Origin of the sequence: Stenotrophomonas sp. (genome assembly GCF_035634915.1) — a bacterium.
Taxonomy (GTDB): Bacteria; Pseudomonadota; Gammaproteobacteria; order Xanthomonadales; family Xanthomonadaceae; genus Stenotrophomonas.
In genome coordinates this window covers 71,473-84,408 of record NZ_DASQCB010000013.1, presented here as the reverse complement: position 1 = coordinate 84,408, position 12,936 = coordinate 71,473, and the positions used below count along the sequence as shown (strand labels likewise).

Here is a 12,936-nt window from a genome sequence, read left to right as displayed (position 1 = left end):
TGAAATCTTAACAAGCCTTGATCCTCCCCAGAACACAAGACCCGCTTTTTATTGAAGCCGTTCAGGTGCCGGTACAGACCCCTCGGCACCGTGAAACAGTATGCCGAACTCCGTCAACGGAAAGTGATACTCCCGTCCGCAGAATTCGCAGCGGACTTCTACAGATCCGGTGTCTTCGGCGGCCGCGCGGGCTTCTTCCTCGCCCAGCGAGACCAGCATCGACGCCACCCGCTCGCGCGAGCAGGAGCAGCCGAAGGCCAGCGGCTTGCTGCCCATCAGTTCCGGCTTCTCTTCATGGAACAGGCGGTGCAGCATCTGCTCGGCCGGGGTGGCCAGCAGCTCGGCCTTGCCGAGGGTGTCGAACAGGGCGCTGGCACGGGCCCAGCCATCATCATCGCCTTCGTCGCCGGGCAGCTTCTGCAGCAGCAGGCCCACGGCTCCGTCGCGGTCGGCGGCCAGCAGCAGGCGCGTCGGCAGCTGTTCGGACTGGCGGAAGTAGTCCTCGAAGGCCTCATCCAGTGCCGGCGCCGTCAAGGCAACCAGGCTCTGGTAGCGCTGCGGTTCGCGCGGGTCCAGGCCGGGGTTCTCGATGGTGATCGCCAGCAGCGCGTCGCTGCCCAGGCTGGACAGGTCGCGGGGAGCGTCAGCGCCGTCGGCCAGCTGGGCGATGCCGCGCAGGGTGCCGGCCGCGGTGCATTCGGCGAACAGGGTGCGCAGGCCGGTGCTGCTGCGCAGCTGGATGGACAGGCGCCCGTCCACCTTGGTGTGGCCGGTGAACAGGGCCGAGGCCACGCAGGCCTCGCCGAGCAGCTCGGCGGCGTTGTCCGGGTAGACGGCATGGGACAGGATTTCCTGCCAGGTGGCCTGCAGTTGTACATGGACGCCACGGACGCCGGCGTCGGGCAGCAGGAAGCGGATCAGGGAATCGGATTGGGCGGTCATCGGCTCACATCGCGCGTAAACAGGGGCGGTTGCCGGATAATGCGCCGACAACCAAGCATGAGAAGGATGCACCAGTAATGGGGGCAGGGGGAGAACAGAACAAGGTGGAGGCCGTGGCGGACACGCCGGCCCCCCGGCGCTGGCGCTGGAGGCGGCTGCTGTGGCTGCCGGTGCTGTTCGTGGGCTTCAGCTGCCTGCAGGTGCTGGTGCTGCGGTTCATCGACCCGCCGCTGTCCACGGTGATGCTGTGGCGCTATGGCGAGGCACTGGGCGAGGGCGACTGGTCCTACCGCCTGCATTACCAGTGGCGCGACCTGGACCAGATGGCGCCGAGCCTGCCGATCTCGCTGGTGGCCGCCGAGGACCAGCGCTTCCCGGAGCACAACGGTTTCGACCTGCAGGCCATCGAAAAGGCGCGTGACCACAACGCCCGTGGCGGGCGCCTGCGCGGGGCCAGCACGATCAGCCAGCAGGTAGCCAAGAACCTGTTCCTCTGGCAGGGCCGCAGCTGGATCCGCAAGGGGTTGGAGGTCTGGTACACGGTGCTGATCGAAGCGTTCTGGCCGAAGCAACGCATTCTCGAGATGTACGCCAACATCGCCGAATTCGGTGATGGGGTGTACGGCGCGCAGGCAGCGGCGAAACAGTTCTGGGGCAAGGATGCATCGCGGCTGGCACCGGGCGAGAGCGCGCGGCTGGCGGCGGTGCTGCCAGCACCGCGGCGCTACAGCGCGGCCAAGCCGGGGCCGTATGTGCAGCGGCGGGCGGCGTGGATCCAGCGGCAGGCGCGGCAGCTGGGTGGGGCGGGGTATCTGGAGGAGTAACGGGCGGTCGTTTCGCGGCGCCTTCCGCCTTCGGACAGTTTCCTGCGCGCGCGGAACGAGGGCGGGAATTCAAAAGCAAAAAGCAGAATCAAACGCTGTTGCCAACCAAGGTTGGCAGCTGCCAGGCGCGGGTGACTGGCACTGAGCTGCAGGCCCGCCAGCCACGTACAATCCGGCCATGACACGCGAACGCCTCACTCTGGTCATCGCCGCCTACAACGAAGCCCAGGCGCTGCCCTGCCTGCATCCTCGGCTGTGCGCGGTGCTGGACGATATGGGGGATGTCGAAGGCCACATTCTGTATGTGGACGACGGCAGCCATGACGGCACCTGGGAGGTGATCGCTGGCCTGGCGCAGTCCGATGCGCGGGTGTCTGCACTCAGGCTCTCGCGCAACTTCGGCAAGGAGGCGGCCCTGACCGCCGGTCTGGACCTGGTGCGCGAGGGCGCGGCGATGATCCTCGATGCCGATGGCCAGGATCCGCCGGAGCTGGTGCCGCAGTTCGTCGCGCGCTGGCGCGAAGGCTATGACAACGTCTATGGCACGCGCCTGGTGCGTGATGGCGAGGGCTGGGTCAAGCGTGCGACCGCATCCCTCTTCTACCGGGTGATCGGACGCCTGTCGCGTACGCCGATTCCGGCCGATACCGGTGACTTCCGCCTGCTGTCCTCGCGCGCTCTGAGCGCACTGCGCGAGATGCGTGAGCGGCATCGCTTCATGAAGGGACTCTTCAGCTGGGTGGGGTTCCGTCGCGTGGCGGTGCCGTACCATCGCCACGCGCGGGTGGCCGGCAGCAGCAAATTCAGCCTCTGGCGGCTGTGGAACTTCGCGCTGGAAGGCATCACGGGCTTTTCCACGGTGCCGCTGCGGGCAGCGACCTACCTGGGCCTGGCAACAGCGGCGGCGGCGTTCGTGTTCGGAATGTGGGTGATCCTCAAGGCGGCCCTGTATGGCGACCGCGTGGCGGGCTGGCCGACGATGATGGCGGTCATCCTGTTCCTGGGCGGGGTGCAGTTGATCGCCCTGGGCCTGATCGGTGAGTACCTGGGGCGCCTGTACGAGGAATCCAAGCAGCGGCCGCTCTACCTGGTTGACGCGTGGCTAGCACCTTCCGTGGCAGACTCGGCCCTGCAACCCACCCTGGGAGGGCAGGCAGATGACGTCGGTACGGCAACTGTTGGACGGCAAGTCCCCTGAAGTACATGCGGTCGCGCCGGGCGCGGCGGTGCTCGATGCGATCCGGCTGATGGCCGAGAAGGGCATTGGCGCGGTGCTGGTGATGGAGGGGCCGCGACTGGTCGGCATCCTTTCCGAGCGTGACTATGCGCGCAAGATCGTGCTGCATGACCGTTCCTCGCGCGATACCGCCGTGTCCGAGATCATGACCGCGAAGGTGGTGACGGTGTCACCGGGCGAGCAGGTGGAACACTGCCTGCAGCTGGTGACCGACTACCGCATCCGCCATCTGCCGGTGGTGGAGGGTGGGTCGGTGCTGGGCGTGATCTCCATCGGTGACCTGGTCAAAGCGGTGATCGACGCACAGCGGCGGGAGTTGGATCACCTGCAGCAGTACATCGTGGCCGGATGAGTTTTTTCGCTGACGGGCTTGCAGCCCGCCGGCCCGCTTTTCGAAGCAAGAGCCAGAGATCAAGAGCAGCGCCTTCCTGATGCGTGGGGAGGCGGAGGGCATGGCCGTGCAGGACACGCCGTAAACCCATCCATGGGGGCTCGATGGCGCCATCCATGGCGCCAACGGTCCTGCACGGCCATGCCCTCCGCCTCTGGACACGTTCACGCGAGCGCGGGTGCAAGCACTCGCCGCACCGTGCTTTTGGTAGCTGCCAACCTTGGTTGGCACAGCTTTTGATTCTGCTTTTTCTTTTGATTTTGAATTTCCGCTCTCGTTCCGCGCGCAGGAAACTGTCAGGAGTGGGACGGGTGGGCCAGGCAGGACCGCAGGCGCCATGGATGGCGCCTACGAGCCCCCATGGATGGGTTTACGGCGTGTCCTGACTGGCCCACCCGTCCCACTCAAACCAGGATCAACAGAGGCGCCGCCGAACAACGCCGTAAACCTACTTCGCGTACTGCCCACCGCAGTTGGCATCCTTGCCCGGCCCGGTTTCAATCGTGGCCAGCAGTGCGGCCGGCGGGGCGATGCTGCCCAGCGCCAGGGCGATCACACCACGAACCCCCAGGGCCTTGAAGTCCGGTCGGAACGAGGGATCCTTGAACGTGCCGCCGATACGCAGCGGCGAGCGCAGCACCAGGATGCTCTTGTCCTTCGGCCGCGGCTTCAGCAGCAGGTCCAGCCGCTCATCGCGCAGGCTCACCGTGCCCTCGCCGATGATGATCGTGTCGGTGGTATCCACCGCCAGCGCCTGGCTGGTCATCAGGCCATCGCGCACGCCGAAATCGGCGAAGGCGCAGCGCAACGGAATCTGCTTGTCACCGGTCACCAGGAATTTCAGCGACTCGGTGATGTCCAGCCCGGCCAGTTCCATCACCAGGTTGCCGACATGGCCGCGGCCCATCGCAAGACCCACACCGCCGCTGCTGCTGCCCAGCATCGCGGCGATCGAATTGCCGCGCCCGCTCAGATCGACGTTGCCACCGATGCCACCCTTGGCCTGCTCGGCCAGCTTCGCATCCGGGAACAGCTGGCCCAGCTGCACGCCGCGCACGCTGGCCTTCAGAGCGGTGGCGATCTGCGGCTGGCGCGCATCCATGCGGATCGTGCTGCGGATGTCACCACCGGCCACGCCGAAGTTCAGCGGGTCCAGACGCAGCACGCCATCATCCAGCAACAGGTGCGCGTCCATGTCGTCCAGCGGCAGCGACGGCGCGTTGATGCGGTGCGCTTTCCAGCGTACGTCGGCATCCATCGCGCGCAGCTTGCCCAGGTTGTACGGCGTGTCCGGCAGCACGCGCGGGCTGGCGGCGACCTGGGCGGCCTGGGCCTTCTGTTCGGCATTGGCGGTCTCGCCGCCGCCGGTCTTCGGCGGGGCGCCGACGAAACCGGCCAGATCATCGAAGTCCAGCCGGCGCGATTCCAGCGTGGCGGTCAGGCGCGGGCGGTCGCGGCCCACTTCGAACTGCAGGTTGCCGCCGAGGTCGCTGTCACCGACCTTGCCGGTGAACCCTTCGTAGCGCCACACAGTGTGGTCACGCTTGAGCCGCCCGTTGAGCGCATACGGTGGCGACGGTGGGATGGCGATGCCCAGCAGCGGATAGAGATCGGCCAGATCCTGGCCGCTGAGCGCGAACTGCAGGTCAAAGACCTGAAGTGCGAACGGGTTGGTCAGGGTGCCGGTGGCGACGGCGTGGGTCGCCCCGGCGCGGCCATCGAGGTGGATGCGGAACGGATGCGCGCTGTCGGTGAGCTGCAGCGGCGATTCGGTGCCACCGCTGAGGGTGAACGGATTGCCCTGCCAGCGTCCCTGGCCTTTCACCAGCAGGGGTGGGGCAGCATCGGCCTGTCTGGGGTTTCCACTGCGCACGCCGACGCGGATGTCGGTGCGGCCCAGCGCATCCAGGAACTGCAGGCGCCCATCATCGATGCGCAGGCCCTTCAGCTGCAGCGAGCTGTTGCCATCGCTGGCCGGCAGGAAATCCCAGTTGCCGGCCTCGCCTTTGCGCGGGGCGGCTTCCAGCAGCACGTCGGGGCGGGTCAGGCGCACCTCGGGCAGCTGGATGCTGCCGCGCAGCAGCGGCCAGACCCGCACATCGATCTCCACGCGGTCGGCACTGGCCATGGTCGCCTGCTTGGACCATGGCGCGTTGGCGAAGGTGATCGCATCGGCGCGGATCGTGCTGGTACGGCCGAGGTCGACATCCAGGTGGCCGATGTGCAGGGCGCGGCCGGTACGGGCCTGCACCGCGCGCTCCACGGGGCCCTTGAACCAGTTCCAGTCCCACAGGGCGATGAGGATGAGCAGTGCGGCCAGCAGGAAGACCAGTACGGCCAGCCAGCGCTGGCCGCGGCGGCCGGGGCGGCGCAGGCGCCAGCGCGAGGCGCGCGGCGCAGCAGGGGAAGGGGCAGTATTCACGCTGCCATGGTTGCCCCACCCGGGTGGACGGCGCGCGAAGCGCCGATGTGCACGGCGTGCACATCGGCGCCGGCTGGCCGGTTTACAGCACCTGCATGGTCACCGCAACGAAGTGGCAGACGCTGCCGCCGATCACGAACAGGTGCCAGATGGCGTGCGAATAGGGGATGGATTCGCGGTGGTAGAAGTAGGTACCCAGCGTATAGGACAGGCCACCGGCGAACAGCCAGGCCAGCGTGCCACCGTCGATGGAGGCCCACATCGGCTTGATCGCTACGATCACCAGCCAGCCCATGGCGATGTAGATGCCGGTGGACAGCGCCTTGAAGCGGCCCGTATAGAACAGCTTGAACACCACCCCGCCCAGGGCCAGTGCCCAGATGGCGGTGAACAGCCCCCAGCCCCAGGGGCCGCGCAGGCCGATCAGGGTGAACGGGGTGTAGGTGCCGGCAATCAGCACGTAGATGGCGCAGTGGTCGAAGACCTTCAGCCGGCCCTTGGCGGTGGGGTGCTGGATGGCGTGGTACAGCGTGGACGCGGTGTACAGCAGCAGCAGGGCGATACCGAACACGATGGCACTGGCGAGCTGCCAACCGTCGCCGTAGATGGCGGCCAGGGTGATCAGCACCGCACCGGCGGCCAGTGCGAACACGGCGCCCAGTCCGTGGGTCAGGGCGCTGGCGATTTCTTCACGGATGGAAGCAACAGTCGTGGAGGACATGGCGATGACGTGGTTCGCGGGGAGGGGGACCCGCAGCCCCCCTATCATCGCCGCGATGGCGGGCGCTTGCACCCCCGTCACCGTATGGGGGATGAATCCGCGCCCCTCCACGCATGGCGTGGCTCTACCGGGCGCGGATCCGACCCCTCGCTATCAACCGGCCGGGACGGTGTGCGCCGCTTCGCGGGTGGCCGAGAAGCGCACGTCCGGCGCGCGTTCCTGGGCCAGCTGCAGGTTCACCCGGGTCGGGGCCAGGTAGACCAGATGGCCGGCCGCATCCAGGGCCAGGTTCAGCGCGTTCTTCTCGCGGAACTCTTCCAGCTTCTTCTCGTTGCCACACTGGACCCAACGGGCGGTGGTGACGCTGACCGGCTCGAAGGTCGCTTCCACGCCGTACTCGTCCTTCAGGCGGTAGGCGGCCACGTCGAACTGCAGTACACCCACCGCACCCAGGATCAGGTCGTTGCTGGTGAGCGGGCGGAAGAACTGGGTCGCACCCTCTTCGGACAGCTGGGCCAGGCCCTTCTGCAGCTGCTTCAGCTTGAGCGGATCGCGCAGGCGGGCACGGCGGAACAGTTCCGGGGCGAAGTTGGGAATACCGGTGAAGGTGACTGCTTCGCCTTCGGTGAAGGTATCGCCGATGGAGATGGTGCCGTGGTTGTGGATGCCGATGACATCGCCCGGCCACGCTTCGGCGGCGATCTCGCGGTCGCTGGCCATGAAGGTCAGCGCGTTGGCCAGCTTCATGTCCTTGCCGGTACGCACATGGAAAGTCTTCATGCCGGCCGTGAAGCGGCCCGAGCAGATGCGCATGAAGGCCACGCGGTCGCGGTGCTGGGGGTCCATGTTGGCCTGGATCTTGAACACGAAGCCGCTCAGCTTGTTCTCTTCCGGCGCGATCACCCGGCCGGTGGTGGTGCGCGCCTGCGGCGGCGGGGCGTGCTCGACGAAGAAGTCCAGCAGCGGCTGCACGCCGAAGTTGTTCACGCCCGAGCCGAAGAACACCGGGGTCTGCTTGCCGGCACGGTAGGCGTCCAGGTCGAACGGATGGCTGGCGCCCTGCACCAGTTCCAGTTCATCGCGCAGCTCGGCCAGCATCTGTGCACCGATCTTCTCGGCCAGGCCGGGCGCATCGATGGACGGGAAGATGGTCGAATCCTGGCGGGTGAAGTTGCGGCCCGGTTCGTACAGGTGCACTTCGCCGGTCAGCAGGTGCACCACGCCCTTCAGGCGCTGGCCCATGCCGATCGGCCAGGTGACCGGGGCGCACTGGATGCCCAGCACGGTCTCCACTTCATCCAGCAGCTCGATCGGGTCCTTGCCCTCGCGGTCGAGCTTGTTGATGAAGGTCATGATCGGGGTGTCGCGCAGGCGGCACACTTCCATCAGCTTGATGGTGCGCTCTTCCACGCCCTTGGCCACGTCGATCACCATCAGCGCCGAGTCCACCGCGGTCAGCACGCGGTAGGTGTCTTCGCCGAAATCGGCATGGCCGGGGGTGTCGAGCAGGTTGACGATCTTGCCTTCGTACGGGAACTGCATCACCGAGGAGGTGACGGAGATGCCGCGCTCCTTTTCCAGCGCCATCCAGTCGGAGGTGGCGTGGCGGGCGGCCTTGCGGCCCTTCACCGAACCGGCCATCTGGATCGCACCGCCGAACAGCAGCAGCTTTTCGGTCAGCGTGGTCTTGCCGGCGTCAGGGTGGGAAATGATGGCGAAGGTGCGGCGACGCGACGCTTCGTTGGCGACTTCGGACATGGCAGTGGCGCCCGCCCGGGGCGCTTTTCAAAGAGATAAGCGCCCGATTATACCGGCCGGGGCCGGTCAGCGCCCGGTGCCACCGTCGGCGTCGCCCTGGCGGGCGAACTGCAGCTGGCCCTGCGCGGTGAAAATGCGCACCGGTACCGAGCGCAGGCCCATGCCGCGGTTGACCTGGACCACGAAGTGCAGGTGCGGGGCGGTGCTGTAGCCGCTGTTGCCGGACAGGCCGATCGGCTGCCCGGCCTGCACTGCCTGGCCGGCCCGCACACGCATGCCGCCGGCCTGCAGGTGGCCATACAGCGCCATGCTGCCATCGCTGTGCAGGATGCGGATGAAGTTGGCCCGGCCGGCATCGCGTTCGCGATCCTGGCCGTTGGCCTTGAAGCCGTCCTGCACCTGCATCACCGTGCCCTCGCGTGCGGCCATCACCAGGGTGGCCTCGGGCAGGGCGAAATCCACCGCATCGCGGTTCTCTTCATCCTGGTGGCTGAAACGTCCGTTCGGGGCCTGGTCCACGCGCAGCTGCGATGCTTCGAACGGCAGCCGGTAGGCCACGTCCTCGGCCTGCGCGGCAGGATTGCCCGGCACCGACTGCAGGCGCACGTCCAGGCTGCGTCCCTCGGCGGGGGCCGGCAGGTGGCCGATCACCAGGCTGCCACCGCCCTGGACCAGTGACCGCACCGGCAGGCCCTCGATGGCGCCACCGGGCGCCGGCCGCAGTTCGATCTGCACCGGCCCGGCCAGGGGATTGTCGATGCGCGCCTGCCATTGCCCGCCCATCGCCTGCAGGCGCAGCTGGGTGGTCGGCGCGGCCTGCGGGGCGTCGTCGCCGGCCGCGGCAGCACCGGGCTTCGGTACCAGTCCCCAGCCCTGGCGCCAGTCACTGGCGTGGACGGTGGCGCTGGCCAGTAGCGGCAGCAGCAGGCAGGACAGGGGCAGGCGGGGCATCGACGGATCCAGCGGAAAGGGCGCTGGGGACTGTAGCGGATCCTGAACGCGGGGACCGGGCGCAGTTCCCGGAATGGTGGTTCATTTATTCCATCGCTTTATCCGCATGAAGGGATTGACAGGGGCGGAAAGGGCTGGCATCGTGGTTCCACCATCGAGACCGGCAGAGGGACAGGCCCTTTGAAGCCGGGGCAGCCCGCAGACGCGAAAGCGTCCGCGTAGGTGCCAAATCCTGCGGGGACCGTGGCGTCCACCGAAAGATGGTTCGAACCATGCACCGCACGTGCATCTCGAACGCGAGCCCCGCGAAGGCTCGATGGCCGATTCCCCACACGGATCCCGCCATGAGCTTCGCCCCCAGCATTGCCGCCCGCCCCGAATCCTTTGTCCCCGTCAGCGTGCCGGTCGATGACCGCGTGCACGCCGAGCGCGGCGAGTTCGCCGCCGTGCTGTCGATGCGCCACGCCGGGCCCAGCCCGGTGCGCCTGCGCTACGAGTGGGTGGGGCCGGCCGACGCGCCGGTGGTGGTACTGGCCGGTGGTATTTCCGCCCATCGCCATGTCGCCTCCAATGCACAGTTCAGCGAAAAGGGCTGGGCCGAAGGCCTGGTCGGCAGTGGCCGCGCGCTGGATCCGCAGCAGCTGCGCGTGCTGGCCTTCGATTTCATCGGTGCCGATGGCGCGCTGGACGTGCCGATCGATACCGCCGACCAGGCCGATGCGCTGGCGTTGCTGCTGGACCATCTCGGCATCCGCACGCTGAAGGCCTTCGTCGGCTATTCCTATGGCGCGCTGGTCGGCCAGCAGTTCGCGATCCGCCACCGCAGCCGCGTGCGCCAGCTGGTGCTGGCCAGTGGCGCCCACCGCCCGCATCCGTATGCCGCCGCCTGGCGCGCGCTGCAGCGCCGTGCCGTTGCGCTGGGCCAGCTGCAGTGCGGCGAAGACCACGGCCTGGCCCTGGCCCGCCAGTTCGCCATGCTCAGCTACCGCACCCCGGAAGAGTTCGGCGAGCGCTTCGACGCGGCGCCGGAGGTGGTCAACGGCCGCGTGCGCGTGGCCGCCGAAGACTATCTCGATGCCGCCGGCGCGCAGTACGTGGCGCGCACACCGGTGACCGCCTATCTGCGCCTGTCCGAATCGATCGACCTGCACCGCGTCGACCCTGCCGCCATCCTGCCGCCCACCGTGGTGGTGGCCGTGGAAGGTGACCGTCTGGTGCCGCTGGCCGACCTGGTCGGCCTGGTTGAAGGGCTGGGCCCACGCGGCAGCCTGCGCGTGCTGCGCTCGCCCTATGGCCACGACGCCTTCCTCAAAGAAACCGATCGCATCGACGCGATCCTCGTTACCGCCTTCCGCACTTCTGGAGAGTCCGCATGAGCCTGCACGCCAACGAGCCGTCCTGTAGCCGCACCACTGCCGCTGTCCGCGCCGGCATCGACCGCGACACCGCCCACGGTGCGGTCACCCCGCCGATCGTGCTGTCGTCCAACTTCAGCTTCGAAGGCTTCGGCAACAAGCGGCAGTACGACTACACGCGCAGCGGCAACCCGACCCGCGACCTGCTGGGCGAAGCGCTGGCCGAGCTTGAAGGCGGCGCTGGCGGCGTGATCACCGCCACCGGCATGGGCGCGATCAACCTGGTGCTGAACGCACTGCTGGAACCGGGCGATACGCTGGTGGTGCCGCACGACGCGTACGGCGGCAGCTGGCGCCTGTTCAATGCGCTGGCCAAGAAGGGCCACTTCACCCTGGTCACCGCCGACCTCACCGACCCGCGCGCGCTGGCCCAGGCGCTGGCCAGCCAGCCGAAGCTGGTGCTGATCGAGACGCCCTCCAATCCGCTGCTGCGCATCACCGATCTGCGTTTCGTCATCGATGCCGCGCACAAGGCCGGCGCGAAGGTTGTGGTGGACAACACCTTCCTGTCGCCGGCCCTGCAGCAGCCGCTGTCGTTCGGTGCCGACGTGGTGCTGCATTCAACCACCAAGTACATCAACGGCCACAGTGACGTGGTGGGCGGCGCAGTGATCGCAGCCGATCCGGCGGTGCACGAGCAGCTGGTGTGGTGGGGCAATGCGCTGGGCCTGACCGGCTCGCCGTTCGATGCCTTCCTGACCCTGCGCGGCCTGCGCACGCTGGATGCACGCCTGCGTGTTCACCAGGAAAACACCGCCTCGATCGTGGCCCTGCTGGACGCACATCCGGCGGTGGCACGTGTCTATTACCCCGGCCTGGCCGACCATCCCGGCCATGCCATCGCCGCACGCCAGCAGAGCGGTTTCGGCGCCATGCTGTCCTTTGAACTGGCCGCCTGCGAAGGCGAGGATCCGCACGCCGCGGTGCGTGCCTTCGTCGATGGGCTGCGCTGCTTCACCCTGGCCGAATCGCTGGGCGGCGTGGAAAGCCTGGTCGCACATCCGGCCACCATGACCCATGCGGCGATGACGGCGGAGGCACGCGCTGCGGCCGGCATCAGCGAAGGCCTGCTGCGCCTGTCGGTGGGCATCGAAGCCGAGCGTGACCTGCTGGCCGACCTCGACGCCGCGCTGCAGCGTGCCGAGGCGGTGATCGGCGCTGGCGTGCGCCGCAAACAGGTGGTGGATGCATGAGCGCGCTGGCCGCTGACATTCCCGCGCTGGGCGGTGGCCGCCTGGCCCTGCTCGGCACCGGCACGGTGGGCACGGCATTCGTGCAGCGTTACCAGGCGCTGCAGGCGCGTGGCCTGGACCTGCCCAGCGTGCAGTGGCTGGCCAACTCGCGCACGGCGCTGGCCATTGATCGTGATCTTGCACTGCCGTTGGAACTGGCCCGGCGTGCCCCGCGTGACGGGCAGAGTTCGCCGCCGTGGGCCGGCACCGAAGGGCTGGAACGTGGCGACGTGGTGGTCGATGCCACCGCCAGCGAAGATGTGGCCGCGCGCCATGTGCACTGGCTGGCCCGTGGCGTGCACGTGGTGACGGCCAACAAACTGGGCCGCGGTGCGCAGCTGGCGCGTGCGCAGGCCATCGCCGAGCGCTGCGCCGATACCGGTGCCCGCTATGGTGACAGTGCCACCGTCGGCGCTGGCCTGCCGCTGCTGAGCAGCCTGCGCGCGCTGGTGGCCGGCGGCGACCACATCCATGCCATCGAAGGCGTGCTGTCCGGTTCGCTGGCCTGGTTGTTCCATCGCTACGACGGCCGCTCACCGTTTTCGCTGGCGGTGCGCGAAGCGCTGGACGCCGGCTACACCGAGCCCGATCCGCGCGTGGACCTGTCCGGCGAGGACGTGCGGCGCAAGCTGTTGATCCTGGCCCGCAGCAGCGGGCTGGCGCTGGATGCGGCGCAGGTGCAGGTGGAGTCGCTGGTGCCGGCGGCGCTGGCAGACGTGCCGTTGGCTGAGGCGTTGTCCGCGCTGGAACAACTGGATGCGCCGCTGCAGGCGCGCTGGCAGCAGGCGCACGCGCAGGGCCGGGTGCTGCGCTTCGTCGGGCGCGTTGATGCCAATGGCGCACAGGTCGGCCTGCGTGAGCTGGCGGCTGACCATCCGCTGGCACAGGGCGCGGGCACCGACAACCGCGTGGCCATCCACAGCGACCGCTACCGGCAGCAGCCGCTTCTGATCCAGGGCCCGGGTGCGGGTGCGGAAGTGACCGCCGCAGCACTGTTGGATGATGTGCTGCGGATTGCCGGTTGACGGCCTGCTGCTGCGCTC

The 12,936-nt window shown here is 68.1% G+C and carries 11 protein-coding genes and 1 riboswitch; of the genes, 6 read left to right on the top strand and 5 right to left on the bottom strand.

All coding sequences use genetic code 11. The annotated features are described in order from the left end of the window. Positions 1–48: 48 nt before the first annotated feature. Positions 49–942, bottom strand: coding sequence for an Hsp33 family molecular chaperone HslO (locus VER16_RS10725; RefSeq protein ID WP_324807960.1), 894 nt, complete (start codon positions 940–942; stop codon positions 49–51). A 77-nt stretch (positions 943–1,019) separates the two neighbouring features. On the opposite strand from VER16_RS10725, the gene mtgA reads away from it, so the two are divergent. The 3 genes from mtgA to VER16_RS10710 all read left to right on the top strand — a co-directional run bounded on the left by mtgA (position 1,020) and on the right by VER16_RS10710 (position 3,355). After that, positions 1,020–1,766, top strand: coding sequence for a monofunctional biosynthetic peptidoglycan transglycosylase (gene mtgA / locus VER16_RS10720; RefSeq protein ID WP_324807958.1), 747 nt, complete (start codon positions 1,020–1,022; stop codon positions 1,764–1,766). Between the two features lie 178 nt (positions 1,767–1,944). Further along, on the top strand, positions 1,945–2,964 hold the full coding sequence (locus tag VER16_RS10715) for a glycosyltransferase family 2 protein (RefSeq protein ID WP_324807956.1): 1,020 nt from the start codon (positions 1,945–1,947) through the stop codon (positions 2,962–2,964). Continuing rightward, positions 2,924–3,355, top strand: coding sequence for a CBS domain-containing protein (locus VER16_RS10710; RefSeq protein WP_324807954.1), 432 nt, complete (start codon positions 2,924–2,926; stop codon positions 3,353–3,355). The genes VER16_RS10715 and VER16_RS10710 overlap by 41 nt, the downstream gene beginning before the upstream one ends. Positions 3,356–3,842: 487 nt before the next feature. On the opposite strand, the gene VER16_RS10705 is transcribed toward VER16_RS10710, so the two are convergent. From VER16_RS10705 to VER16_RS10690, 4 genes are all read right to left on the bottom strand, one after another. Next, the gene (locus VER16_RS10705) at positions 3,843–5,816 is read right to left on the bottom strand and encodes an AsmA family protein (RefSeq protein WP_324807952.1); all 1,974 of its coding nucleotides are present in this window, start codon (positions 5,814–5,816) and stop codon (positions 3,843–3,845) included. Positions 5,817–5,898: 82 nt separating this feature from the next. Beyond that, a complete protein-coding gene (trhA, locus tag VER16_RS10700) occupies positions 5,899–6,537 on the bottom strand; it encodes a PAQR family membrane homeostasis protein TrhA (RefSeq protein WP_324807950.1) in 639 nt (212 codons plus the stop codon). A 153-nt stretch (positions 6,538–6,690) separates the two neighbouring features. Continuing rightward, complete coding sequence (locus tag VER16_RS10695; protein ID WP_324807949.1) at positions 6,691–8,295, bottom strand: peptide chain release factor 3; 1,605 nt, start codon at positions 8,293–8,295, stop codon at positions 6,691–6,693. A gap of 66 nt (positions 8,296–8,361) precedes the next feature. Further along, positions 8,362–9,246 (bottom strand): M23 family metallopeptidase, encoded by an 885-nt coding sequence (locus VER16_RS10690; RefSeq protein ID WP_324807947.1) that lies wholly within the window; start codon positions 9,244–9,246, stop codon positions 8,362–8,364. A 148-nt stretch (positions 9,247–9,394) separates the two neighbouring features. Further along, positions 9,395–9,513, top strand: a riboswitch (SAM riboswitch). Positions 9,514–9,590: 77 nt separating this feature from the next. On the opposite strand from VER16_RS10690, the gene metX reads away from it, so the two are divergent. Genes metX through VER16_RS10675 form a run of 3 tightly spaced genes read left to right on the top strand, consistent with a single transcriptional unit; the run spans position 9,591 to position 12,918 of the window. Then, positions 9,591–10,622, top strand: a complete 1,032-nt coding sequence (gene metX / locus VER16_RS10685) for a homoserine O-succinyltransferase MetX (RefSeq protein WP_324807945.1) — start codon at positions 9,591–9,593, stop codon at positions 10,620–10,622. Further along, positions 10,619–11,854, top strand: a complete 1,236-nt coding sequence (locus VER16_RS10680) for an O-succinylhomoserine (thiol)-lyase (protein ID WP_324807943.1) — start codon at positions 10,619–10,621, stop codon at positions 11,852–11,854. Before metX ends, VER16_RS10680 begins: the two co-directional genes overlap by 4 nt. Next, the gene (locus VER16_RS10675) at positions 11,851–12,918 is read left to right on the top strand and encodes a homoserine dehydrogenase (protein WP_324807941.1); all 1,068 of its coding nucleotides are present in this window, start codon (positions 11,851–11,853) and stop codon (positions 12,916–12,918) included. The genes VER16_RS10680 and VER16_RS10675 overlap by 4 nt, the downstream gene beginning before the upstream one ends. Positions 12,919–12,936: the final 18 nt, after the last annotated feature.

What these genes read in the sequence shown, in the direction of transcription:
- VER16_RS10725 (WP_324807960.1), bottom strand. Translation starts at nt 942, where the DNA reads ATGACCGCCCAATCCGATTCCCTGATCCGCTTCCTGCTGCCCGACGCC.
- mtgA (WP_324807958.1), top strand. Translation starts at nt 1,020, where the DNA reads ATGGGGGCAGGGGGAGAACAGAACAAGGTGGAGGCCGTGGCGGACACG.
- VER16_RS10715 (WP_324807956.1), top strand. Translation starts at nt 1,945, where the DNA reads ATGACACGCGAACGCCTCACTCTGGTCATCGCCGCCTACAACGAAGCC.
- VER16_RS10710 (WP_324807954.1), top strand. Translation starts at nt 2,924, where the DNA reads ATGACGTCGGTACGGCAACTGTTGGACGGCAAGTCCCCTGAAGTACAT.
- trhA (WP_324807950.1), bottom strand. Translation starts at nt 6,537, where the DNA reads ATGTCCTCCACGACTGTTGCTTCCATCCGTGAAGAAATCGCCAGCGCC.
- VER16_RS10695 (WP_324807949.1), bottom strand. Translation starts at nt 8,295, where the DNA reads ATGTCCGAAGTCGCCAACGAAGCGTCGCGTCGCCGCACCTTCGCCATC.
- VER16_RS10690 (WP_324807947.1), bottom strand. Translation starts at nt 9,246, where the DNA reads ATGCCCCGCCTGCCCCTGTCCTGCCTGCTGCTGCCGCTACTGGCCAGC.
- metX (WP_324807945.1), top strand. Translation starts at nt 9,591, where the DNA reads ATGAGCTTCGCCCCCAGCATTGCCGCCCGCCCCGAATCCTTTGTCCCC.
- VER16_RS10680 (WP_324807943.1), top strand. Translation starts at nt 10,619, where the DNA reads ATGAGCCTGCACGCCAACGAGCCGTCCTGTAGCCGCACCACTGCCGCT.
- VER16_RS10675 (WP_324807941.1), top strand. Translation starts at nt 11,851, where the DNA reads ATGAGCGCGCTGGCCGCTGACATTCCCGCGCTGGGCGGTGGCCGCCTG.